The following is a 24,514-nucleotide window of genomic DNA, read 5'->3' as shown; positions in this document are numbered from 1 at the left end:
TGGATTAGCCGACGGCGTAATCCACCACTTCTGGCGCCGCATGAAAGAGGTGGATTACGCTTCGCTAATCCACCCTACGAATTTCGCTAAATCTTCGCCGTCGTCTTCGGCCAATATTTGTCGCGCAAATGCCGCTTGACCAGCTTGCCGGTTGGCGTGCGTGGCAGCTCGGGCTCGAAATCGACCGAGCGCGGGCACTTGATGGCGGAGAGGCGACCTTTACAATAGGCGATCAAATCGGATTCGAGCGCCTTGCCTGCGCGGCTCATGTCGTGCGGCTGCACCACCGCCTTCACCTCTTCGCCCATCTCCTCGTTCGGCACGCCGAACACGGCGACATCGGCGACATCAGGGTGGGTGATCAGCACGTCCTCGGTCTCCTGCGGGTAGATGTTCACGCCGCCGGAGATGATCATGTAGGACTTGCGGTCGGTGAGATAGAGGAAGCCGTCCTTGTCGAGATAGCCGACGTCGCCGAGCGTCGACCAGCCCTTGGCGTTGTAGGCCTTCTTCGTCTTTTCAGGATCGTTGTGATAGGTGAAAACAGGCGCGTCGGCGAAGTAGACCGTGCCGATCTCGCCTAGCGGCAGCTCCTCGTCGCTCTCGTCGAGAATTTTGATCTTGCCGACCACGGCGCGGCCGACGCTGCCGCGATGCTCCAGCCATTGCTGCGAACTGCAGACTGTGACGCCGTTGCCCTCCGAGCCGGCATAATACTCGATCAGGATCGGTCCCCACCACTCGATCATCTTTGCTTTGACGTCGACCGGACACGGAGCGGCGGCGTGGATCGCGCCCTTGAGCGTGGAGACGTTGTACTTGGTGCGGACCTCGTCCGGCAGCTTCAGCATGCGCACGAACATGGTCGGCACCAGCTGCGACTGCGTGACCTTGTATTTCTCGACCAGCTTCAGGAAATCTTCGGCGTCGAAATGTTCCATGATGATCGAGGTGCCGCCGAGCACGCTCGCCATCATGTTGAAGCGCAGGGGAGCGGCGTGATAGAGCGGCGCCGGCGACAGATACGTGCTCTCGGCGTTCATGCCGCACATGTCGGCGCAGAGCACACGCAGAAGCGGATTCGGCTCGTCGATCGCCTTGCCCTCGAACGCCTTCTTGACGCCTTTGGGCCGGCCGGTGGTGCCCGACGAATACAGCATGTCGTAGCCGGCGACCTCGTCCGCGATCGGCGTGGTCGGCTGCGCCGCGGCCTCCTTGTCGTAGGAGCGGAAGCCCGGCAGTGGCTCGTCCATCATGTAGAAGATCGGCTCCCCTAGCGCGCCCTTGATCAGGCCCTTGATCTGGTCGGCGCATTTCGGCGTGGTGATCACGACCTTGGCGCCGCAATCGGCGATGATGTAGTCGATCTCGTCCTGCTTCAGATAGCGGCTGATCGCGGTGTAATAGAGCCCACTGCGCTGTGCGGCCCAGCAGAGCTCCATGAAGGCGAGACGGTTTTCCATCAACAGCGCGATGTGGTCGCCGGCCTTCAGCCCGAGCGAGCGAAACAGATGCGCGCCCTGGTTCGAGAGCTCGTCGAGCTCGCGATAGGTGATCGCCTTGCCGGTGCCGGCCATCTGATAGGCGATCTTGTTCGGCGTGGTGCGGGCGTGGACGGAGGGATGGGTCATGGCGCTGTTTCAAAACCGGTGAACCGATGTGACGTTCCCCGGACGCAGCGCAGCGCGTAGCGGTGCGCTGCAGATCCGGGGTCCACTGTGAGGCATGGGTCCCGGCTCTGCGCCGCAGCGTTTCACGCTGCAGCGCGTCCGGGACACGAGAAAGGACTTACAGTCGCTCCACGATCGTCACATTCGCCATGCCGCCGCCTTCGCACATGGTCTGCAGGCCATAGCGCTTGCCGCGCTGATGCAGGGCGTGGACCAGCGTCGTCATCAGCTTGGTGCCGGAGCCGCCGAGCGGATGGCCGAGCGCGATGGCGCCGCCGTTGACGTTAAGACGCGCGGGATCCGCGCCAGTGGTCTTCAGCCAGCCGGTCGGCACCGAGGCGAAGGCCTCGTTGACCTCGAACAGGTCGATGTCGTCGATCTTCATGCCGGCCTTCTCCAGCGCGCGCTTGGTGGCGTGCAGCGGCGCGTCGAGCATGATGACGGGATCACCGCCGGTCATGGTCATATGGTGGATGCGCGCCAGCGGCTTGACGCCGAGCTGCTTGAGGCCGCGCTCGTTCACAACCATCACGCCGGAAGCGCCGTCGCAGATCTGGCTGGCGCTGGCAGCGGTGAGCTTGCCGTTCTCGGCGATCAGCTTCACGCCCTTGATGCCGTCGAGCGTGACGTCGAAGCGGATACCCTCGTCGATGTGGTGGGTGTCCTTGGAGCCGTCGGCGCGGGTGATTTCCAGCGGCACGATCTCTTTCTTGAAGTGGCCGGCCTGCGTCGCGGCGATCGCGCGCTGATGGCTGTTGTACGAGTACTGGTCGAGCTCCTCCTTGGAGAGGCCATATCGCTCGGCCATCATCTCCGCGCCGGTGAACTGGCTGAACACGATGTTCGGATACTTCGCTTCGATGCCCGGGCTCTTGTAATTGCCAAAGCCGTTCTTGGCCGGAAGCTGCGACGACAGGCCCATCGGCACCCGTGTCATCGATTCCACGCCGGCGGCGATCACGACGTCCATCGCGCCGGACATCACGGCCTGCGCGGCGAAGTGCAGCGCCTGCTGCGAGGAGCCGCACTGGCGGTCGATCGAGGTGCCCGGCACGCTCTCCGGCAGTTTCGAGGCCATGATCGCGTTGCGCGCGACGTTGTTGGACTGTTCGCCGACCTGCATCACGCAGCCCATGATCACGTCCTCGACCTGGGCCGGGTCGACCTTGGTGCGATCGACCAGTTCGTCCAGCACCTTCGCGGCGAGATCGGCCGGATGCCAGCCGGCGAGGCGGCCCCCCTTGCGCCCGCCCGCGGTGCGCGCAGCGGCGACGATGTAAGCCTCGGCCATGTCGGTTTCTCCCTGAATCTTGATTGGGTTGGTTGTCGGGGACGGATTTAAGGGACGGACGATCGTTTAGTCAATCGATCAATTAACTCTTGTGATGACGCGCGGCTTGGGCTTATCTGCGCGCCTCTCGAAGCGCATTCAGGGATCTCCGTGGCTACCAGCGTACCGAACAGGCTCCCCAGCGGAAAGAATTCCACCGCGGAGAAATTGCTCGTGGCCGCGAGCGAGCTGATGATCGAACGCTCCTCGATCGAGATCTCGCTCAGCGATATCGCCCAGAAGTCAGGCGCCAACGCCGCCCTGGTCAAATACCATTTCGGCAACAAGGACGGCCTCTTGCTGGCGCTGCTAGCGCGCGATGCCGCGACCGAGATGTCCAATCTCGAATATCTGCTGGCGCAGCCGATCACGGCCACGGCGAAGCTCAAGCTGCACATCGCCGGGATCATTCGCGCCTATCACCGGTTCCCCTACATGAACCGGCTGATCCACTATCTCCTGCACGAGACCAGCGCCGGCTCGGCCGACGAAGTCTCGAAGTTCTTCGTGGCGCCGCTGCTCGACTTTCATCGCCGGCTGCTCGCCGACGGTGTCAGCCGCGGCGAGTTCCGGCAGACCGATCCGGTGCTATTCTACACCAGCCTGATCGGCGCCTGCGATCACCTGTTCTTCGGCCGGCACGCGATGTCTCGCGCGACCGGCGTCGGCCCGGTCACCGACGACGTCTGCCGGCAATACATCAAGCACATGGAAACGCTGATCTGCGGCGGCATCCTCACGCAAGCAGAGGAAGCTGTCGCTGCCGGATGATCCGGCTGAACCTCTCAAAGTCCAGAGAAGAAACGCCCAAGGAAAGGTACAAGCATGCAGTTGAAAGACGTAGCCGTTCTCATCACTGGCGGTGGTTCGGGTCTCGGTGAGGCGACCGCCCGCGCCATGGCGGCCAAAGGCGCCAAGATCGGCGTGATCGACCAGAACAAGGACAATGCCGAGAAGGTCGCCGCCGAGGTGAAGGGCGTCGCGCTGCATGCCGACGTCACCAGCGAAGAGCAGATCAAGGCGGCAATCGCCAAGGCGGAGGCCGCGCATGGCGTCGCCCGCGTGCTGATGAATTGCGCCGGCATCGGCGGCTCGCAGCGCATCGTCGGCCGTGACGGCGTCTATCCCTTGGAAAAGTTCGCGCGCATCATCAACGTCAATCTGATCGGCACCTTCAACTGCCTGCGTCTGTTCGCCGAGCGCCTCGTCACCATCGAGCCCGTCGGCGAAGAGCGTGGGGTCATCATCAACACGGCCTCCGTCGCGGCTTACGAAGGCCAGATCGGTCAGATCGCCTACTCTGCCTCGAAGGGCGGCGTCGTCGGCCTGACTCTGCCGGCCGCGCGCGATCTCGCCAGCCAGAAGATCCGCGTCAACACCATCGCGCCCGGCCTGTTCTTCACGCCACTCCTGATGGGTCTGAACGAAGAGGCGCGCAAGAGCCTGGGTGCGCAGGTGCCGCATCCTTCGCGCCTCGGAGATGCCGCCGAATACGGCTCGCTCGCCGTGCACATCGTCGAGAACGCGATGCTGAACGGCGAGACCATCCGCCTCGATGGCGCGATCCGCATGGCGCCGCGGTAGGGTTCATTTTCCTTCTCCCCTTGTGGGAGAAGGTGCCTTGCCGAAGGCAAGGCGGATGAGGGGTTCTCTCCGCGATCTCATCTGTGGAGGCAGACCCCTCACCCAAGCTAACTCTGGGCTCACAGCGACCTGCCCTCTCCCACAAGGGGAGAGGGCGCAGCAATTGGCACCGCGTCAGCGGTACTCAGGAACGCCCCATGTCCCAACCGCTGCTGATCGAGCATGACGACGGCGTCGACCGGGTGACGCTGAATCGGCCCGAACACCTCAACGCGCTCGATCCTGCGCTGATCGACGCGCTCAACATTTATTTCCAGGGTCTGCAGCGCAACCGCGACACGCGCGTCGTCGTGCTGAAGGGCGCCGGCAAGAATTTTTGTGCTGGCCTCGATCTCAAGTCCGCGATGGCGCGTCGCGCCGGGCAGCAGGAGCCGCCGGGAGTTACCGAGTCTCTCGACTCGCAGCGCCGCATTGCCGACATCGTGATGTTGATGCGCCGCTGCCCGCAGCCGATCCTGTCGCTGGTGCAAGGCGCGGCCGCCGGCGGCGGCTTTGCACTGGCACTCGCCTCCGACATCCGCATCGCGACGAAATCGGCACGGATGAACTGCGCCTTCATCAAGCTCGGTCTCGGCGGCTGCGACATCGGCACCAGCTATTTCCTGCCGCGTCTCGTCGGCGTCTCCGTCGCATCCGAATTGATCCTTACCGGACGCTTCATCGGCGCCGAACGTGCGCTCGCGGTCGGACTGGTCTCGGAGGTCGTGGACGAGGACAAGCTGGACGCGGCCGCCGAGCCCTATGTCGATGCGATGATGACGGCGTCGCCTGTGGGCCTGCGGCTGTCGAAGGAATGCCTCAACATCAGCGTCGATGCGGGATCGCTGGAAGCCGCGATCGCGATGGAGGATCGCAACCAGGTCCTGTGCAGCCGCTCCGAGGAATTTTCAGAGGGCATCAGGGCCTTCCTTGAGAAGCGAAAGCCTGTCTATATCAAGCGCTGAACTAGAACGATCCGCAAAGGACGATAATTCCGGGAGACGCAAAATGAGTGGAAGCGCGGCGGCCGTGATGACGAAGCCCGCCTTTCGCAAGATCGAGTGGCTCAAGCGCGACATCGGCGTCGAGCGCCGCGCCGACGGCACGGTGGTGCTGAAGTCGCGCATTCCGCTGCAAGCCTACGAGAAACACATTCCAGCTTCGCTGGCGAAATGGGCGAAGGAAGCGCCGGAACGCATCTGGCTTGCCCAGCGCGGCGGCGCAAGCCGCGAATGGCGCAAGGTGTCCTATGGCGAAGCCAAGCGCACCGTGGATGCGCTGACGCAAGGGCTGCTCAATCTCGGACTCGATGGTCGTCCCGTTGCGATCCTCTCCGGCAATTCGATCGAGCATGCGCTGATGACGCAGGCAGCGATGCAGGCGCGCGTCCCGGCGGCGCCGGTGTCGCCAGCCTATTCCCTGATGAGCCACGATCACGTCAAGCTGAAGTATCTGTTCGACCTGATCAAGCCGGCCGTGGTGATGGTGCAGGACGGGCCGACCTTCGAGAAGGCCTTGAGGGCGCTCGATCTCACCGGCGTCACCGTCGTCCATGTCGCGCGGCCCTGCGACGGCATCAAGAGCGTCAGCTTCGCCGAGCTTGCGGCAACCGCCGTGACGGCCGACGTCGAAGCGTCGATCGCAAAAATCACGCCGCAGACCGTCGGCAAGCTGCTGTTCACGTCAGGCTCGACCGGCATGCCCAAGGCCGTCATCAACACGCAGGAGATGATGTGCGCCAATGCGGCGATGATGATGCAGGTGCGGCCGCGCGATCCGAACGGACCGATCGCGACCATGCTGGACTGGATGCCGTGGAATCACACCATGGGCGGCAACGCGGCATTTCATCCGATCCTGGTCGATGGCGGCACGCTCTATATCGACGACGGCCGGCCGATGCCGGGCCAGTTCGAGGAGACGCTGCGGAACCTGCGCGAGATTTCGCCGACCTATTACGCCAACGTGCCCGCCGGCTATGCCGCGCTCGCAGCCGCCATGGAGAAGGACGATGCGCTGTGCCGCTCGTTCTTCAAAAACCTCTCGATCATGGCCTATGGTGGCGCGCGGCTGCCCGACGATCTCTACGACCGCATGCAGGCGCTCGCCGTGAAGACCACCGGTGAGCGCATCGTGTTCTACACCGGCTGGGGCTCGACCGAGACGGCGCCGACCTCGACCGGCACCTATTGGGACACCGAGCGCGTCGGCCTGATCGGCCTGCCGTTCCCCGGCGTCGAATTGAAGATGGTGCCGTGCGGCTCGAAATACGAGCTGCGCCTGCGCGGCGTCAACGTCACGCCCGGCTATTTCGGCCAGCCGGAGCTGACGAAGAAAATGTTCGACGAGGAGGGCTTCTACTGCATCGGCGATGCCGGCATCTTCGTCGATGATGCCGATCCGGTGCAAGGCATCATCTTTGCCGGCCGCGTGGTTGAGGACTTCAAGCTCACGACCGGCACGTTCGTGCATGTCGGCTCGCTCCGTACCGATGCGATCGCGGCGGCCACGCCTGTCGTGCACGACGCGCTGGTCGCGGGACAGGACCGCCCGTTCATCGGCCTGCTGGCCTGGCCGAACCTGCACGCCTGCCGGCAGCTGGTCGGCAATCCCGATCTGAGCTTTGCGGATGCGGTGAAGCACCCTGAGGTGGTCACCCGCTTCAAGCGCGGGCTGGAAGGGCACAACAAAGAATGCGAAGGCGCCAGCAGCCGCATCATCGCGCGCGCGATGCTGATGGTCGAGCCGCCTTCGATCGATGGCAACGAGCTCACCGACAAGGGCTACATCAACCAGCGCGCCGGCCTCGAGCGCCGCGCCGCGTTGGTGGAGCGGCTCTATGCGGATCAGCCGGATGAGAACGTGATCGTGCTGCGATGAACACCGTAGGATGGGTAGAGCGCAGCGAAACCCATCGCCTTTCGTCAGACAATTGATGGGTATCGCTTCGCTCCACCAATCCTACAGAACTACAGAACAGCAATAACAGGGTAGCCCGCCATGAATTTCGACTTCTCTGACGATCAGAAACAGCTCCGCGACCAGGCGCGCAAATTCCTCACCGAAAAATGCTCGCCCAAGGCAGTGCGCGTCGTGCTCGACGGCAAGGCACCTTATGACAAGGAATTGTGGAAGGGCCTCGCCGAGATGGGTTTCCTCGGCGTCGCGATCCCCGAGGAATTCGGCGGCGCCGGTGCCGGCCATCTCGAGCTTTGCGTGATCGCGGAGGAGATGGGCCGGGCGAACGCGCCGGTGCCGTTCTCCTCGACGGTCTATCTTGCTGCCGAAGCGCTGCTGATCGCGGGCAGCGATGCGCAGAGGAAGAAATGGCTGCCGGCGATCGCTTCCGGCGAGGCCATCGGCACGCTGGCGCTGTTCGAGGGCAAGGGCAATCCGTCGCCGAAGAATGTCAAGCTGACGGCTGCGAACGGCGTGCTCAACGGTGTCAAGAAGCCGGTCGCCGACGGCGCCATCGCCGATTTTGCGGTGGTCGCAGCGCGCAACGGTTCGAGCGGGCGCGACAGCGACATCTCGCTGTTCCTGGTCGACCTCAAGGCCGGGGGCGTCGAGGTGAAGAGCCTCACCAATCTCGATCCGACTCGTGGGCAGGCCGAAATCACCTTCGAGGATACCAAAGCTGAGCCACTCGGTGCTGCCGGCGAAGGCTGGAGCATCCTCACTCAGGTGCTCGACCGCGCCGCGGTGCTGTGCGCGTTCGAACAAGTCGGTGGTTCCGACCGTGCGCTGGAAATGGGCCGCGACTACGCGCTCGACCGCATCGCCTTCGGCCGCCAGATCGGCTCGTTCCAGGCGGTCAAGCACATGCTCGCCGACATGTACGTGTCGGCGACGCTGGCGCGCTCCAACAGCTATTACGGCGCCTGGGCACTCTCGACCAACGCGGCAGAGCTGCCGGAAGCTGCGGCCGCCGCGCGCATCAGCGCGACGCAGGCGTTCCAGCATTGCGCCAAGAACAACATCCAGGTTCACGGCGGCATGGGTTTCACCTGGGAGTTCGACTGCCACATGTACTACCGCCGCGCCAACGCCATGGCGCTGGGCCTCGGCAGCTTGTCCTATTGGGAAGACCAGTTGATCGACCGGATGCGCAAGAAGAACGCGGCGTAACGATAGGTGCGTAGGGTGGGTTAGCCGGGCGGATTGCGCGAAGCGCAAGTCGTTTGGCGTAACCCACCTCTTCTGTCGACGAGAAAACCAAAGTGGTGGATTACGCCTTCGGCTAATCCACCCTACGGACAACAGAGAAGCAACATGAACTTCGACGACACCCCGCAGGAAGCCGAATTCCGCGCTACCGCCCGCGCCTGGATCGGCGCCAATGCGCCCAGGCAATATGAGCAGGAGCTGCGCAAATCCTCTCTCGGCCGCACCGTGCTCAAGAACGCTGACATTCTCGAAGTGGCAAAGGCCTGGCAGAAGAAGAAGGCCGACGCCGGTTGGGCCTGCCTGCACTGGCCGAAGGAATATGGCGGCCGCGGCGCCTCGCCGATCGAGCGCGTGATCTGGTCGCAGGAAGAAGGGCCGTTCGGCCAGCTGTCGCGCATGTTCATCATCGGCCACGGCATGTGCGGACCGACCATGATGGCGTTCGCGCGCGAGGAGCATAAGCGCACCTATCTGCCGCCGCTCGCGTCCGGCGAGAAGGTCTGGTGCCAGCTGTTCTCCGAGCCCGCCGGCGGCTCCGACGTTGCGGGCTTGCGCACGCGTGCCGAGAAGGACGGCGATGACTGGATCATCAACGGCCAGAAGATCTGGACCTCGGGCGCGCATTATTCCGACTACGGTATTTTGCTGACCCGCACCGATCCAACCGTGCCCAAGCACAAGGGCCTCACCATGTTCTTCCTGGACATGAAGAGCCCGGGCGTCGAGGTGCGGCCGATCAAGCAGGCGAGCGGGGCGTTCGACTTCAACGAGGTCTATTTCACCAATGTCCGCATTCCCGACCATCAACGTCTCGGTGAGGTCGGCGACGGCTGGAACGTCTCGCTGACCACGCTGATGAACGAGCGCAGCGCGATCGGCGCGGCCGTCTCGACCGGTTTCCCTGAATTGTTCGAGTACTGCTCCAGCCTCATGCTCGACGATGGCCCGGCGATCGAGGATCGCGCGGTGCGCTCGAAGCTGGCGAACTGGGCAGTGAAGGCGAGCGGGCTGAAATACACCAGCATGCGCGCGATCTCGGCGCTGTCGAAAGGCGAGCGGCCGGGGCCGGAAAATTCCATCGGCAAGCTGGTGGCGGGCTCCATGATCCAGGACGTCGCGACCTACGCACTGGACCTGCAGGGCGCGAGCGGCGTGGTCAGCGGCGAGGATGCCGAGCTGGCCGGTCGTTTCCAGGCGATGCTGCTGCGCGCGCCCGGCACCCGCGTCGAGGGCGGTACCGACGAGATTATGCGCAACATCATCGCCGAGCGGGTGCTGGGCCTGCCCGGCGACATCAGGGTCGACAAGGACGTGCCGTTCAACAAGATCCCGACGAAGGGAAGATAATCGTAGGGTGGGTTAGCACCGCGGATGCGCAAAGCGCATCTGCGGGGCGTAACCCACCATTGGCTGCAACGACGCTCGAACAGAAGAGGTGGGTTACGCCTTCGGCTAACCCACCCTACGCAGAAGTGAGGTCCGCCATGAATTTCGACGACACCACGCAGGAAGCCGCATTCCGCGAGACCGCGCGCAAATGGATCGACGCCAATGCGCCTAGGGAATTGCATGCCGAGCTGTCAAAATCCTCGCTCGGCCGCATCCGCCTTGCCCAGCACGACATCGTCGATGTCGGCAAGGCCTGGCAGAAGAAGAAGGCCGAAGGCGGCTGGGCCTGCCTGCACTGGCCCAAGGAATATGGCGGCCGCGGCGCCACGCCGATCGAGCGCGTGATCTGGCAGCAGGAGGAGGGCGTCTACGGCAAGCTGACGCAGCCGTTCCAGATCGGCGAGGGCATGTGCGGCCCGACCGTGATGGCTTTCGGCAGCGAGGATGCCAAGCGCCGCTATCTGCCGAAGCTCGCCTCGGGCGAGGAGATCTGGTGCCAGCTGTTCTCCGAACCGTCGGCCGGCTCCGACGTTGCGGGCTTGCGCACCCGCGCCGAGAAGAAGGGCGACAATTGGATCGTCAACGGCCAGAAGATCTGGACCTCCGGCGCGCATTATTCAGACTACGGCCTGCTGATCGCGCGCACCGATCCGAATGTGCCCAAGCACAAGGGCCTCACCATGTTCTTCCTGGACATGAAGAGCGAGGGGGTCGAGGTTCGTCCGATCAAGCAGGCCAATGGCATGCAGGAGTTCAACGAGGTCTATTTCACCGATGTCGTGATCCCCGACAGCCAGCGGCTCGGCGCCGTGGGCGAGGGCTGGAGCGTCTCGCTGACCACGTTGATGAACGAGCGCATGTCGATCGGCTCGCGGCTTGCGACCGGCGTGCCTGAAATGTTCGAGTTCTGCTCCAATCTGATGCTGGAGGACGGGCTCGCCATCGACGATCCCGCCGTGCGCTCGAAGCTTGCGAGCTGGGCGGCGAAGTCGAACGGGCTGAAATACACCAGCTACCGCACTATCTCGGCGTTGTCGAAGGGCGAGCGGCCGGGTCCGGAGAACTCGATCGGCAAGCTCGTCTCGGGCATGATGCTCCAGGACATCGCGACCTATGCCATGGACCTTCAGGGTGCGGCCGGTGTTCTCACCGGCAGCGACGAGGAGACCGTGCAGGGCCAATTCCAGCAGATGCTGCTATCCTCGCCCTCGATGCGCATCGCCGGCGGCACCGACGAGATCCTGCGCAACATCATCGCCGAGCGCGTGCTGGGATTGCCGGGCGATATTCGTGTCGACAAGGACGTGCCGTATAACAAGATCCCGACCAAGGGGCGGTGAACTCGGTATTGTAGGGTGGGTTAGACGAGCAGATGAGCGAAGCGCATCTGCTCGGCGTAACCCACCACTTCTGCCGATGCGGAAACAAATGAGGTGGGTTACGCCGAGCGGTTTGCGCGCTTCGCGCAATCCGCGGGGCTAACCCACCCTACGAGAACAACGTGAGCTGTCCATGGACGCAAAAGTGAGCCAAACCCGAAACCGCATCGAGGTGCTCGAAGAGCTCCTCAACGAGCGCTACTCTGTTCGCGCCTTCCTGCCCAAGGAGGTCGACCGCGCCACCATCGAGCATGTGCTGGCCACCGCGCAGCGCACGGCGTCATGGTGCAACAGCCAGCCCTGGCAGGTCGTCATCGCCAGCGGCGCGGCCAAGGAGCGCTTTCGCCAGGCGATCTACAAGGAGGCTTCCAGCGGTCTCGGCGACGACTACGATTTCACACCGCCGCGCGAATATGTGGGCGTCTATTTGGAGCGCCGCCGCGAGAGCGGTTTTCAGCTCTACAACACGCTCGGCATCGCCCGCGGTGACAGAAGCGCCTATGCCAAGCAGGCGCTGGAGAACTACAATTTCTTCGGCGCGCCGCATGTCGCGATCATCCACACCAACGAGCCGCTCGGCATTTACGGCGCGATCGACTGCGGCGCTTATGTCGGCAATTTCATGCTGGCCGCGCAGGCGCTTGGGCTCGGCACGATTCCGCAGGCGGCGCTCGCGCGGCATTCCGGCCTGATCCGCCGCCACTTCAACCTGCCCGACGATCGCCGTGTCGTCTGTGGCATCTCGTTCGGCTATGCCGACGACGCCCACAAGGTCAACAGCTACCGCACCTCGCGCGCGAGCGTGGCAGATACCGTGACCTTCGCGGATAAGTGATCGAGCGACGTCGCCCGCGCCATCGGCGTCACACGCGCGCGGAGACGGCCGTGGAAACGGCCGCCTTCGTCTGTCTCGGTCCTGACGTCGCCGCCCGTCAGCCGCCGCTGCCGCCGATCACGGCCCGCACGGTCTCGTCAGGCCCAAAATCCTCGGCACCGTCGACATAGAGCAGCGCGGCGAGCTTCGAGCGCGCGCGGTTGACGCGGCTCTTGATGGTGCCGACCGCGCAGCCGCAGATCGAGGCCGCATCCTCGTAGGAGAAGCCGGAGGCGCCGACCAGGATCAGCGCTTCACGCTGGTCCTGCGGAAGCTTGTCGAGCGCCGTGCGAAACTCCTCGAACTCGAGATGCGCGTTCTGCGACGGCTGTGTCTTCAGCGTCTTGGCGTAGTTGCCTTCGGCATCCTCGACCTCCCGTCGCCGCTTGCGATAGTCGGAGCGGAACAGGTTGCGCAGGATCGTAAACAGCCACGCCGGCAGGTTGGAGCCGGGCTGGAACGAGTCGATATTGGCGAGCGCGCGGAGCAGCGTCTCCTGGACCAAATCGTCGGCGCGGTCCGCATTGCCGCTGAGCGAAATGGCGAACGCGCGCAGACTGGGCACCGCCGCCAGGATGTCGTTACGCAGGGAGTCCGTGAGAGGCATTAATCCCTCCCATTGGTGTTGTCGTTGGATCCGCCCTCATTTTCCACGTGGGGTGTCGCTCCCGGCGCATCAAGCTTCTTGATCAGTTCTGCGAACCGATCTGGAACCCCTTGTCGCACGACATCATCATACATGGCGCGCAACTGATGCCCGATCCGGGATTGAATCTCCGGAGTGAGGCCTCCCTTGCCGGGGGTCGTGCTTCTGCTGGCTTGAGACTTGAGATCTTTCATGACCTGTTCCACGTTTCCCCGAGTTAAGTGACTGAAAATTCGAGAGGTTTTCTCAACCGGGAGCCGTTCCCTGGTTAGGCACAATTCGAGGTTCGAGAAAAAGTTCCCGCCCGAACGGAACTTTTCTTGAGGTGAGGCGTAATCAGCCCAGCAGGGGAACCCGGGCCCCCCGCGTGACGCCTGACCTCAGGATTGGACCTCAAGGCCGGCCCGAACACGAATGGAGTGGGGATGTCCCGTTCACAGCTTGTTGCTGAACACTTGCCGTTGTTGCGCCGGTACGCACGCGCCTTGACAGGCAGCCAGGCCTCCGGTGACGCCTACGTCGCAGCCATGTTGGAAGCCATGCTGGGAGATCCGGCGGTGCTCGATGAGAGCCACGGGCCGCGCGCCGGCCTGTTCCGGCTGTTCACCCAGATATGGAATTCGGTCTCCGTCAACGACGATTCGGAGGTGACGACCCTGCCGATGCCGCCAGAGCGGCGTCTGTCGAACATCACACCGCTGCCACGGCAGGCCTTCCTGCTGCTCTCGCTGGAGGGATTCTCGGAAGAGGAGGTCGGCTACATCCTCGGCGCCGACGTCGCCGAGACGCGGCGCCTTGCGGACGCCGCAGGCCGCGAGATGGCGGCCGAGATCGCGACGGATGTGCTGATCATCGAGGACGAGACCTTCATCGCCATGGACCTCGAGAGCCTGGTGAAGAATCTCGGCCACAACGTCGTCGGCGTCGCACGCACCCACGCCGATGCGGTGGCACTGGCCAAGAACAAGCGGCCCGGCCTGATCCTCGCCGACATCCAGCTCGCCGACGGCTCGTCGGGCCTGGATGCCGTCAACGAGCTGCTCCGCACCTTCGAAGTGCCGGTGGTGTTCATCACCGCCTACCCCGAGCGCTTCCTCACCGGCGAGCGCCCCGAGCCGGCGTTCCTGATCTCGAAACCGTTCCAGCCCGCGATGGTGTCGGCGGTGGCGAGCCAGGCGCTGTTCTTCCAGCGCAACTCGCGCAATCGCACGCCAAAGGCGCCGGCGGCGTAACAGAGCCGGCCATATGGTGAAATGATCTGATCCGGCGTGCTGCAAGGCACGCCGGATCCTTTATGGCCGTCGGCCGGCTTGACGGACATCGAATTCGCCGCTCAAACCTCGTGCATCGCCCCCAATCGGAGACGTGCACATGGACCAGCAACTCCTCGATCGCCTCGCCATCCGCGACCTCGTCGAGAACTGGGCGGTCTGGCGCGACGCCGGCGACTGGGATCGCTTTGCCACGGTCTGGCACGAGGAGGGCTGGATGTCCGCGACCTGGTTTCAGGGGCCGGCGCGGGATTTCATGCGCGTCAGCCAGGAGGGCTTCGCCAGGGGCGTGCGCATCCTGCACTTCCTCGGCGGCACCAGCATCGACCTCTCAGGCGAGCGGGCCATCGCACAGACCAAGATGACGATCTCGCAGCGCGCCCCGGTACACGACGTGCTCTGCGATGTCGTCTGCACCGGGCGCTTCTACGATTTCCTGGAGAAGCGGCAGGGACGATGGGGCATCATCCGCCGCCAGCCGATCTACGAGAAAGACCGGATCGACCCGGTCGATCCCGCCGCGACACTCCGCCTCGACCAGAAGGCGCTTGCCGCGCTGCCCGAAGGCTACCGTCATCTCGCCTACATGCAGGAGCTGATCGGCTACAAGGTCAAGCGCGACATGCCGGGCCTGATCGGCGCCGAAGTGGAGAAGCTGTATGGCGAGGGACGGACATGGCTGGCAGGGAAGGCCTCTTGACGCCTCGAGCGATGGCAGGGCGCCGCTGCCATTGGCGTCCCTTCGCCGGCAAACTCACAATGCAGGCGCGTCGTGCAGGGATGCGGCGGTTTCCAGATCTGCGAGCGTGACGCGGTAGTCGCCGCTCTCGATCCTGCGGCCAACGTCTTGTATCAGCCTCGCCATCTGGTCCATCAGATAGGCTGCGACGGCTGGGCGGCCACGTGGCGCGGTTGGCGTTTTTCTCTGGCGTCTTTTTCTGCATTCCCAGCGCGAAGCCACGACGAGGGCGAGGCCGGTCTGGCCTTTGTCGACTGTAATCTCGATCACTATACTTTAGGCTGTGTTTCCTGCAAGATGGTTGTCTTGAAGCAGCCTGTTTTGAAGGCCGGATCGAATTGATGCCTCGGCACATTTCGTAAGCCGTCGCGGAAGAGAATTGTGAGCTATCGAATTGCTGCAGCCGGCATCGCCGGCTGCCTTTGCAGCCTGGGAGGGCCGCATGCCCAAGACCAAGCAACAACATTTGGACAGGACGAACGGACCGAAGCGGATACTGGCTCTCGATGGGGGCGGGATACGCGGCATTCTCACCCTCGAATATCTTGAAGCCATGGAGCGGGAGTTCAGGAGACGATTCAACAACCCGAAATTCCTGCTCTGCGACTATTTCGATCTCATCGGGGGTACATCGACGGGGTCGATCATTGCGGCCGGTCTGGCCTGTGGATTGACGGTGGAGCAACTCAAGAAGCTCTACACCGGGATCGGGACGGATGTTTTCCAGGCCGAGTTCTGGAGGCTCGGGCTGTTGGCGCCGAAGTTTAGATCTGAACCACTTCAAGATGCGCTCGATGAGCAACTCGGGGCAGATACGACGCTCGACAGCGAGCGCATCCGCACCGGTTTGATGATCATGACGAAGCGCCTCGACACCGGCAGTCCCTGGCCGCTGCACAACCATCCCGCCGCTCGATATGCCGCGCAGGACGGCAAGTTGCATTTGACCAAGGTGGTCCGGGCGAGCACGGCAGCACCGACCTATTTCACGCCTCAGGAGATCGACATCTCCTCGCGTGAGGGAAACGTCGTCGCTGGCGCGTTCGTCGACGGCGGTGTGAGCCCTTTCAATGACCCATCGTTGCAACTGCTGATGCTGGCCGCGCTCGATGGCCATGGTTTTCGCTGGCCAACCGGCAGAGACGAGTTGTTGCTGATCTCGGTCGGCACGGGCGCGTTCAAGAAGACTTACACGACGGAACAGATCACGGGCATGGCTGCGGCCGAGCAGGGCCTGCGATCGCTGCAATCCCTCATGGATGATTGCGGACGCGTCAATCAGGCGATGCTGCAATGGCTGACGAACTGCCTGACGCCATGGGCGATCGACCAAGCTGTTGGGGATATGAAGCTGGACAGCCAGAGTGGCCCGCAGCTGGCCAGCTATGCACGCTACAACGTGCTCCTGGAGCCCGGCTGGCTGAAGACCACGGTCAAGCTCGACCTTGCGCCGAAAGCAGTGGCGAAGATCGCGGCGATGGATGATCCCAACAATCTCGCGGACCTTGCCGACATCGGACGGCTTGCCGCGAAGGAGCAGGTCAAGCCGGAACATTTTCCGTCCTGCTTCGATGTGAGCTGATCCGGGGGCGGCCGCTGCTAAAGCGCGATGCGATTAGGATGAATCGTCATCGCGCTTTAGGTTGTTGTTTGAGCATGATCTTTTCGGAAAACCGCTGCGCACTTTCCCGGATCATGCTTTAGCATCTGATGCAGATCCGAGGATGTCAGTCATGGAAGTCACGCGCGCTTTCATCGTTCGTCCCTTCGGCACGCAGGGCGGCATCGATTTCGATCGGGTGGAGAGGGATCTCGTCGCACCTGCGCTCAAGGCGGCCGGAATTGAAGGCCGCACCACGCTTGAGATCACGCGGCAGGGCAACATTCGAGAGGATATGTTCCGCCTGCTGGTGCTCTCCGATCTGGTGATCGCCGACCTCTCCATCCACAACGCCAACGTATTCTACGAGCTTGGTATCCGGCACGGTTTGCGCGATCGGCACACCCTGCTGATGCGCGCCAGGGATACGAAGGACAAGTATCCCTTCGATCTCCAGACCGATCGATATGGTCAATACGACCCTGCGGACCCTGCCGCCGCGCTCCCTGGCTTCATCGAGTCGCTCAGGGCGACGCTTGCCGACACCGACAAGGACAGTCCGGTCTTCAAGTTGCTCCCGCGCCTGACGCCGCACGACCGGGCCGCGCTCATGATCGTGCCGTTCGATTTCCAGGAAGAGGTCGAGATCGCGCAGAAGGCGGGGCGCGCCGGCGACCTGCGGCTGCTCGCTCAGGAGGTCCGCGGTTTCGAATGGGGGAGCGCGGGATTGCGGATTGTTGGCGAGGCGCAATTTCGGATCAAGGCCTTGGCCGGAGCCAAGGAGACGTTCGAACTGCTTCGGGGCCTGGACAGCAACGATCTTCAGGCCAATTACCGCCTGGGCACGATCTATCAAAAGCTGGCGGCGAGGGCCCTTGGTCCCGATTCAAAGCTCGACTCCATCACGCGTTCGGAGCAGGCGATCAATCGGGTCCTCGCCCGCACGATGCCGCCGAATGATCGCGATGAGACGCCCAAGGAATCGGCGGAGCGGCGGTTTCACCGCGCCGAAGGACATTCACTGCTGGGGAGCAATGCCAAGACGCGATGGATTGACGATTGGCAGGCCGCGGCGTCCCCCGACGCGCAACGCGAGGAGGCCCTCCGCTCGCCGCATCTTGCCTCCGCCATCCAGCATTATCTCGATGGCTTCGCCGAAGATCTGGATAGCTTCTATGCGGGGATCAACGCGCTTGCGATGCTCACGATCCAGATCGGTCTCGCCAAGGCGCTCCCCGACGTCTGGGCCGAAAGTTTCGATGACGGGGATGCGGCGATGATCGCTCTCAAGACCAGCGAACGCCGCGCCGGTCGTCTCGCTGCAGCGTTACACCTGGCCGTCGGCAACGATGACAAAGTGGTGCGGAAGGGCGAGAAATTCGACGTCTGGAAGGAAATCAGCCGTGCGGACCTGTCGTTCCTCACGGCCGAAAGGCCGGCACAAGCCGGGACCGCCTATCGAAGGGGCCTGGCAAACGTGGGCCCATTCGAAATCGATGCAGTGCGGCGCAATCTCCTGCTGTTTCGCGAGCTCGGGGTGCTATCGGCAAATGTCGAAGCCGCACTGAGGGAGATGAACCAGGCCGCGCCCGATAAACCCTCGGCGCTGCCCGTGCGGGTCCTCCTTTTCACGGGCCATATGCTGGACTCGCCCCGCCGGGACAAGAATGACCCGCGTTTCCCCAACACACCCGGGGCCGTCGCCGCGGCGCGCAAGATGATCGAAAAAGCGGTCAAGGCCGAGATGAACGAGAATGGCGGCGTTGCGTTCGGAATCGCAGGCGGGGCTTGCGGCAGCGATATTCTGTTCCATGAGGTCTGCAACGAGCTCAACGTCCCCACGCAGCTCTTGCTGGCGCTGCCGGAGGCCCAATTCCAGGCCGAATCGGTCAATCACGGCGGGGTCGATTGGGTGATGCGATATCAGCAACTCTGCCAACGCGTGACCCCTCGCGTGCTTGCCGAATCCAAGGATCTGCCTCGCTGGCTGTCCGGCAGGAAGGGTTACGATATCTGGCAACGGAATAATCTCTGGATGATGTTCAATGCCCTCGCCACGCAAGCGCGCTACCTGACGCTGATCGCGCTCTACAATCGCGAGAAGGACCCCGACGGCCCCGGGGGTACGGCGCATCTCGTGACTGTTGCGGCGGACTGGGGATTCAAGACGGTCGAGCTCGACGCGCGGCAATTGCTGAAGGCCGGCGGTACGTAAGCTGAAGCCAGGCGGCGATTTGGCTTGATCTCTGCCGCCGGGGGACGTCGAAAACATCGAGGTTTTTCATCGCCTTCCGTCCTTGAGGTCGAGGGAGCGGCGATGAGCGCAAAAGCAAAAAAGTAAGGCGCGACTGGCATCACCACAGTCGCGCCCTACGTCGCCGGCTTATGGGGCAGGGGGGAATAGCCGGCTGCTGAGACGACTCCTGTCTGCGCGAGTCGTTCCAGGCCTTGCGAAATATTTTGCGAGACTGCTCCATTTGTCGCACACGGTTAAGTGATCGTAACGGCCAAGAACCCCCGGTCCTCCGCCCGCGTTGTTCCCGCGATCGCCATGGGGCGAGGGACCGACAGCCATGTCACAGATTCATAAGGTATTTTTGGGCGCCGTCGCGATTGCCGCAACGCTCGGCGCGGTGCAATTGGCCTCCGGCCACGATCTGGCCGACCGCTGGCAGGCGGTCGCCGATACGTCCAGCCACGGCTCGAACTACGCACCAACCCATAACGTCCATCGTGCCGGCAAGGCCGACCGCCTCGCCGAGATCAAGCCGGCACCAGCGCCCACCCGCACCGTCTCAATGCGGCTGAACGACCTCGCCGACACTTCGGTGCTGCTGCGGGTTCCCGCGGTGATCGAGACCGGCAACGCCAAGCCACCGGTGCTGCTCCAGAACCAGAAGAAAGTCCGCAGCAAGCCGACGATCGCCTGCGAGCCGATGGTCAGCTCCCTGACCGAGGTGGCAAAACTGCTCCAGCCCGGCCGCTGCGTGACCTGATCTGCACCGGGCCGACGGACCAGGCGTCCTTCTGCCGAGAGCATGATCGTTCACGTCCACTTGATCCCCCGTACGCGCGCGTTATATCCCGGGTTTCTTCCCCTTCGTTTTGACCGGGTAAACGCATGACGACGTCAGACACGGCTGTGCATACGCAGCCTTTCCAGGCCGAGGTTTCCGAGCTCCTGCACCTCATGGTGCATTCCGTCTATTCGGAGACCGACATCTTCCTGCGCGAGCTCGTCTCCAATGCCTCCGACGCTTGCGACAAGTTGCGCTACGAGGCGATCGCCAGCCCGGCCCTGCTCGGCGAGGGCGATGCGCCCAAGATCCGCATTATTCCCAACAAGCAGGCCACGACGCTCACGATTGCCGACAACGGCATCGGCATGGAGCGGCAGGAGCTGATCGATCATCTCGGCACCATCGCTCGCTCCGGCACCAAGGCATTCGTGTCGAAGCTGAAGGAGGCCAAGGACGGCCTCGGCTTGATCGGCCAGTTCGGCGTCGGCTTCTATTCCGCCTTCATGGTCGCCGAGAAGATCGTCGTGGTCAGCCGCCGCGCCGGCGAGAGCGACGTCTGGACCTGGACATCCTCCGGCGGCTCCGGCTTCGAGATCGCCCGTGCCAGCGACGAGGAGGCGGCGCGCGTGACGCGCGGCACCGAGATCGTTCTGCATCTGAAGGACGATGCCAAGAAATACCTCGAGACCTACGAGATCGAGCGCATCGTCGGTGCCTATTCCGACAATATTCTGTTTCCCATCGAGCTTGTGGCGGAAGAAGGCGAGCCGCGCCAAATCAATTCGGCGAGTGCGTTGTGGCAGCGCTCGAAGTCCGAGCTGACCGCGGACGACTACAAGAAGGCCTATCAGCAGATTGCGTCCGCCTTCGACGATCCCGCGATGACGTTGCATTACCGCGCCGAGGGCCGCTATTCCTACGCCGTGCTGCTGTTTGCGCCCTCGACCAAGCCGTTCGACTTGTTCGAGCCGAACCGCAAGGGCCGGGTGAAGCTTTACGTCCGCCGTGTCTTCATCACCGATGATGCCGATCTGTTGCCGGGCTATCTGCGTTTCATCCGCGGCGTCGTCGACAGCGAGGATCTGCCGCTCAACATCTCCCGCGAGATGCTTCAGAACAATCCGCAGCTGGTGCAGATCCGCAAGGCGGTGGCGACCCGGGTCGTGTCGGAGCTCGAAAGCCTCGCCGAGAAGGATCCGGACAATTTCGCCAAGATCTGGGACGCGTTCGGTGCGGTGCTCAAGGAAGGCATCTACGAGGACTTCGAGCGTCGCGAAAAGCTGCTCGCGCTGTCGCGCTTCACCACGACGTCGGGGGAGAAGCGGTCGTTGAAGCAGGTCATTGCCGATTTCAAGCCGAACCAGACCGAGATCTATTATCTCGTCGGCGACAGCATCGAGCGGCTGAAATCCAATCCGCGGCTGGAGGCTGCGACCGCGCGCGGCATCGAGGTGCTGCTGCTGTCCGACCCCGTCGACGCCTTCTGGACTTCGATGCCGTCGGAGTTCGAGGGTAAGCCGCTGAAGTCGCTGAGCCAGGGCGATCTCAATCTCGATCTGATTCCGCGCGTCGACGACAAGGGCGAGGCGAACAAGGAGGAGCCGGCCGCCGATGAAGCCGCCACCATCGCCGTGATCAAGGCCGCACTCGGCGAGCGCGTCAGCGACGTCAAGGCCTCGACGCGCCTCACCAGCTCGGCCTCCTGCCTCGTCGCCGACAGCCAGGGCCCGAGCCGTGAGCTCGAGCGCATCCTGTCGCAGCAGAACCGCGGCATGAAGACCAAGCCGATTCTCGAGATCAATCTGCGCCATCCGCTGGTGACTGCGATCACCAAGGCGCAGGCCGGCTCCAGGGATGTCGACGATCTCAGCCTGCTCCTGCTCGAGCAGGCGCAGATCCTGGACGGCGAATTGCCGGAAGATCCCGCGGCGTTTGCGGCGCGGCTGAACCGGCTGGTGTTGCAGGGGCTGGGCGCCTAGCGCCGCTAGCCTGCTCACCTTGCCGTCATCTGCCCCAGGAACAGTCGCCGCCGGCCTCGTGCTATGTCATAGCAGGCCGTCGGCATCAAACCCGCCCGCCGACGTCGTCGATTCGAGGATTAAGTCCATGCGCCTGCCGATCTTGACCCTCACCGCGATTGCCGCGCTGTTCGTTGCGGCACCGGCCAATGCCCAGAGATACGACCCGCGCTATCCGGTGTGCATGCACGTTTACACGCCCGGCGGCGGCGGCTTCGGCGGTGGCGGCGGCGACTATTTCGACTGCTCTTTCACCTCGATGCCGCAATGCCGGGCCACGGCGTCCGGACTTGCGGCGAGCTGTGACGTCAATCCCTACTACGCGCCCGAAGAGCCGCCGCCGCGCCGCCGCCACAAGAAGCCGCATTAGCGCTCGTCGATGCGGCGTGCAGGAGCACCCTTCATGCGTCTTTGGTTGTGCCCCATCGTCGCCATCGCGGCTTTGCTCGCGGTCACGCCCTCGCATGCGCAGACCTACGATCCGCGCTATCCCGTCTGTATGCACGTCTATGCCGGTCGCGGCGGCCTGAATTGGTATGATTGCTCTTTCACCTCGCTGCCGCAGTGCCGCGCCACAGCCTCAGGCCGCGCCGCGACCTGCGATCTCAATCCGTATTATCAGTTCAATGCACCGTCGCAGCACCCGCGTCACAAGCGCAGCGGCTAGTGCCACTCCGCCGGCCACCAGGCCAAGCGCGTGCTTGCAAAGATGACGTGAGGGCGAGCCGCATTGCTGGGGTGGATGGCGCGTTTGCAAGCCGGACAGCACTATCCCCTCCCGCATCTCGCGCCGGCAATCGGCCTGCGCTGACAGCATGCCGCCGAAATCGCCGGCCTGGTAAAGGATGGCTAGCGTTAATCCCGCACTAATCGGCTTTTACCTTGTCCTTTAACACCTGGGCAGGGCGCGCGAGTTAAGTTGCCAGAACCAGCAGACACGTTCCGAAAGAATGAACGGCAATGACGACCGCTGTCATCGAGCAACCGAACGCCGGGCGCGCTCCTTCGGCTTCAAAGATCTGGCTGAAGGCGATCGAGCTCACCGCGCGCATCGAGACGCTGCCGGGACGTCTGTTCGCCGACGTCATTGACGACTGGGCGCAGCGTCAGCCCGACCGTGTCGCACTGATCACCGATGACACAAGTCTCGACTATTCAGGCCTGTCGAGGCGCATCAACCGCTACGCGCGCTGGGCGCGCTCGGTCGGTGTGGCCAAGGGTGATACCGTCGCGTTGATCATGCCGAACGGCATCGACTATGTCGCGGCATGGCTCGGCATCAGCCGGGTCGGCGCTGTGGTCGCGCTCCTCAACACCAAGTTGGTCGGGCAGTCGCTCGCGCATTGCATCGACGTCGCCAAGCCCAGGCATATCATCGTGGCGCATGAGCTGACGGAGATATTGGAGAGTTCGACGCCGCATCTGAAGACGGAGGCTAAGGTCTGGACGCATGGCGATGCCCGCAGCGATCGCGCCATCGATGTCGCGCTTGCGGTGCTGGACGACGCTGCTCTTTCGCCGGAGGAGCGCGGCGAGGTCACCATCAACGACCGTGCGCTGCTGATCTACACCTCAGGCACCACCGGACTGCCGAAGGCCGCCAGCATCAGCCACCGCCGCATTCTCAATTGGGGTTTTTGGTTCGCCGGTCTCACTGGCGCCACGCCGCAGGACCGGCTCTATGACTGCCTGCCGCTGTTCCACTCCGTCGGCGGCATCGTCGCGCCGTGCAGCATGCTAGCGGCCGGCGGCTCGGTGGTGATCGCGGCGAAATTCTCTGCCTCGCATTTCTGGCCTGACATCGTCCGTCACGACTGCACGCTGTTTCAATATATCGGCGAGCTCTGCCGTTATCTGCTCAAGGCGCCCCCGTCGGAGTATGAGAACCGTCATCGTCTCCGCCTGGTCTGCGGCAACGGCCTGCGCGGCGACGTCTGGGACGACTTTCAGACGCGTTTCGCCATTCCCCGTATCCTCGAATTCTATGCGGCGACGGAAGGCAATTTCTCGCTGTTCAACGTCGAGGGACAGCCGGGCGCGATCGGCCGCATCCCGCCGCTGCTCGCGCATCGCTTCCCTGCCAATCTCGTCAAACTCGATGCCGACAGCGGCGCGCCGCTGCGCAATGAAGAGGGATTTTGCCTCGCCTGCGTCCGCGGTGAGGCCGGCGAAGCCATCGGCCGTATCGGCACCGCCGACGAGGGCGGCGGTCGCTTCGAGGGCTATACCGACGCCGGTGAGACCGAGAAGAAGATTCTTCGCGATGTCTTTGCCAGGGGCGATGCCTGGTTCCGCACCGGCGATCTGATGCGGATCGACGACAAGGGCTTCTTCCATTTCGTCGATCGCATCGGGGACACTTTCCGCTGGAAGGGCGAGAACGTCGCGACCTCAGAGGTGAACGACGCGATGCGCGACTTCACCGGCATGGTCGATGCGACGACCTACGGCGTCAGCATTCCCGGCGCCGACGGCCGCGCCGGCATGAGCGCGATCGTCGTCAACGAGGGCTTTGACATCGCGGCATTGCCCGCGCATCTCGCGCAGCGCCTGCCGGCCTATGCATGCCCCGTCTTTATCCGCATCTCCAGCGAGATCGATGCGACCGAGACGTTCAAGCAGAAGAAGGGCGACCTGGTTCGAGAAGGCTTCGATCCCGCCACGATCTCCGATCCGTTATTCATGATGGATTCGAGATCCTCGGCCTATGTCCCCCTGGACGCCGCGGCCTATGCCCGGATCCTGGACGGCTCGATCAGGCTGTAGATTCCGGCAAAATCCGCAGATA

22 protein-coding genes are annotated in these 24,514 nt (G+C 63.4%); 17 read left to right on the top strand and 5 right to left on the bottom strand.

The genetic code is table 11. The features are described from left to right. Positions 1-86: 86 nt before the first annotated feature. On the bottom strand, positions 87-1,631 hold the full coding sequence (locus IVA79_RS01755) for an acyl-CoA synthetase (protein WP_247549898.1): 1,545 nt from the start codon (positions 1,629-1,631) through the stop codon (positions 87-89). 157 nt (positions 1,632-1,788) lie between these two features. After that, positions 1,789-2,961 (bottom strand): acetyl-CoA C-acetyltransferase, encoded by a 1,173-nt coding sequence (locus tag IVA79_RS01750; protein ID WP_247549897.1) that lies wholly within the window; start codon positions 2,959-2,961, stop codon positions 1,789-1,791. A 150-nt stretch (positions 2,962-3,111) separates the two neighbouring features. Here IVA79_RS01750 and IVA79_RS01745 point away from each other — a divergent pair, with 150 nt between their 5' ends. From IVA79_RS01745 to IVA79_RS01710, 8 genes are all read left to right on the top strand, one after another. Next, the gene (locus tag IVA79_RS01745) at positions 3,112-3,771 is read left to right on the top strand and encodes a TetR family transcriptional regulator (protein WP_346658137.1); all 660 of its coding nucleotides are present in this window, start codon (positions 3,112-3,114) and stop codon (positions 3,769-3,771) included. Positions 3,772-3,825: 54 nt separating this feature from the next. Further along, positions 3,826-4,584 carry an SDR family NAD(P)-dependent oxidoreductase gene (locus IVA79_RS01740; RefSeq protein ID WP_200457351.1) on the top strand — a complete coding sequence of 253 codons (759 nt, stop codon included), beginning with the start codon at positions 3,826-3,828 and terminating at the stop codon, positions 4,582-4,584. Positions 4,585-4,781: 197 nt separating this feature from the next. Then, on the top strand, positions 4,782-5,588 hold the full coding sequence (locus tag IVA79_RS01735) for an enoyl-CoA hydratase/isomerase family protein (protein ID WP_247549894.1): 807 nt from the start codon (positions 4,782-4,784) through the stop codon (positions 5,586-5,588). Positions 5,589-5,631: 43 nt separating this feature from the next. Beyond that, positions 5,632-7,503, top strand: a complete 1,872-nt coding sequence (locus IVA79_RS01730; RefSeq protein WP_247549891.1) for an AMP-binding protein — start codon at positions 5,632-5,634, stop codon at positions 7,501-7,503. A 120-nt stretch (positions 7,504-7,623) separates the two neighbouring features. Continuing rightward, positions 7,624-8,751 carry an acyl-CoA dehydrogenase family protein gene (locus tag IVA79_RS01725; protein ID WP_247549889.1) on the top strand — a complete coding sequence of 376 codons (1,128 nt, stop codon included), beginning with the start codon at positions 7,624-7,626 and terminating at the stop codon, positions 8,749-8,751. A 144-nt stretch (positions 8,752-8,895) separates the two neighbouring features. Further along, positions 8,896-10,137 (top strand): acyl-CoA dehydrogenase, encoded by a 1,242-nt coding sequence (locus IVA79_RS01720; protein WP_247549887.1) that lies wholly within the window; start codon positions 8,896-8,898, stop codon positions 10,135-10,137. A gap of 137 nt (positions 10,138-10,274) precedes the next feature. Next, positions 10,275-11,519, top strand: a complete 1,245-nt coding sequence (locus tag IVA79_RS01715) for an acyl-CoA dehydrogenase (RefSeq protein ID WP_247549884.1) — start codon at positions 10,275-10,277, stop codon at positions 11,517-11,519. A 172-nt stretch (positions 11,520-11,691) separates the two neighbouring features. Next, positions 11,692-12,393 (top strand): nitroreductase, encoded by a 702-nt coding sequence (locus IVA79_RS01710; protein ID WP_247549881.1) that lies wholly within the window; start codon positions 11,692-11,694, stop codon positions 12,391-12,393. A 97-nt stretch (positions 12,394-12,490) separates the two neighbouring features. On the opposite strand, the gene IVA79_RS01705 is transcribed toward IVA79_RS01710, so the two are convergent. Both IVA79_RS01705 and IVA79_RS01700 read right to left on the bottom strand, forming a co-directional pair. Beyond that, entirely contained in the window at positions 12,491-13,039 is a 549-nt protein-coding gene (locus tag IVA79_RS01705) for a sigma-70 family RNA polymerase sigma factor (protein WP_018316216.1), read from the bottom strand. Next, positions 13,039-13,272 (bottom strand): NepR family anti-sigma factor, encoded by a 234-nt coding sequence (locus IVA79_RS01700; RefSeq protein ID WP_247549879.1) that lies wholly within the window; start codon positions 13,270-13,272, stop codon positions 13,039-13,041. Before IVA79_RS01700 ends, IVA79_RS01705 begins: the two co-directional genes overlap by 1 nt. A 231-nt stretch (positions 13,273-13,503) precedes the next feature. On the opposite strand from IVA79_RS01700, the gene IVA79_RS01695 reads away from it, so the two are divergent. Together IVA79_RS01695 and IVA79_RS01690 are read left to right on the top strand one after the other, a co-directional pair. Next, positions 13,504-14,310 carry a response regulator gene (locus tag IVA79_RS01695; protein ID WP_247549877.1) on the top strand — a complete coding sequence of 269 codons (807 nt, stop codon included), beginning with the start codon at positions 13,504-13,506 and terminating at the stop codon, positions 14,308-14,310. A 139-nt stretch (positions 14,311-14,449) separates the two neighbouring features. After that, positions 14,450-15,049 carry a nuclear transport factor 2 family protein gene (locus IVA79_RS01690; protein WP_247549875.1) on the top strand — a complete coding sequence of 200 codons (600 nt, stop codon included), beginning with the start codon at positions 14,450-14,452 and terminating at the stop codon, positions 15,047-15,049. Between the two features lie 54 nt (positions 15,050-15,103). Here IVA79_RS01690 and IVA79_RS01685 read toward each other — a convergent pair whose 3' ends face one another. Next, on the bottom strand, positions 15,104-15,358 hold the full coding sequence (locus tag IVA79_RS01685; RefSeq protein WP_247549873.1) for a hypothetical protein: 255 nt from the start codon (positions 15,356-15,358) through the stop codon (positions 15,104-15,106). Positions 15,359-15,530: 172 nt separating this feature from the next. Between IVA79_RS01685 and IVA79_RS01680 the strand changes: the two genes are divergently transcribed. From IVA79_RS01680 to IVA79_RS01650, 7 genes are all read left to right on the top strand, one after another. After that, positions 15,531-16,670 (top strand): patatin-like phospholipase family protein, encoded by a 1,140-nt coding sequence (locus IVA79_RS01680; protein WP_247549871.1) that lies wholly within the window; start codon positions 15,531-15,533, stop codon positions 16,668-16,670. 151 nt (positions 16,671-16,821) lie between these two features. Beyond that, on the top strand, positions 16,822-18,903 hold the full coding sequence (locus IVA79_RS01675; RefSeq protein WP_247549868.1) for a tetratricopeptide repeat-containing protein: 2,082 nt from the start codon (positions 16,822-16,824) through the stop codon (positions 18,901-18,903). A 358-nt stretch (positions 18,904-19,261) separates the two neighbouring features. Continuing rightward, complete coding sequence (locus IVA79_RS01670) at positions 19,262-19,684, top strand: hypothetical protein (RefSeq protein WP_247549866.1); 423 nt, start codon at positions 19,262-19,264, stop codon at positions 19,682-19,684. A gap of 125 nt (positions 19,685-19,809) precedes the next feature. Next, entirely contained in the window at positions 19,810-21,687 is a 1,878-nt protein-coding gene (gene htpG, locus IVA79_RS01665; RefSeq protein WP_247549864.1) for a molecular chaperone HtpG, read from the top strand. Positions 21,688-21,814: 127 nt separating this feature from the next. Beyond that, positions 21,815-22,096 (top strand): DUF3551 domain-containing protein, encoded by a 282-nt coding sequence (locus tag IVA79_RS01660; RefSeq protein ID WP_247549863.1) that lies wholly within the window; start codon positions 21,815-21,817, stop codon positions 22,094-22,096. A 33-nt stretch (positions 22,097-22,129) separates the two neighbouring features. Continuing rightward, entirely contained in the window at positions 22,130-22,393 is a 264-nt protein-coding gene (locus IVA79_RS01655; RefSeq protein ID WP_247549861.1) for a DUF3551 domain-containing protein, read from the top strand. Between the two features lie 293 nt (positions 22,394-22,686). Continuing rightward, entirely contained in the window at positions 22,687-24,492 is a 1,806-nt protein-coding gene (locus tag IVA79_RS01650; protein ID WP_247549858.1) for a long-chain-acyl-CoA synthetase, read from the top strand. The last annotated feature ends 22 nt before the right edge of the window (positions 24,493-24,514 follow it).

Origin of the sequence: Bradyrhizobium sp. 138, assembly GCF_023074075.1 — a bacterium.
Lineage (GTDB): Bacteria > Pseudomonadota > Alphaproteobacteria > Rhizobiales > Xanthobacteraceae > Bradyrhizobium.
Note: the sequence above shows the minus strand (reverse complement) of the source record. Positions and strands in the feature narration are given on the sequence as shown.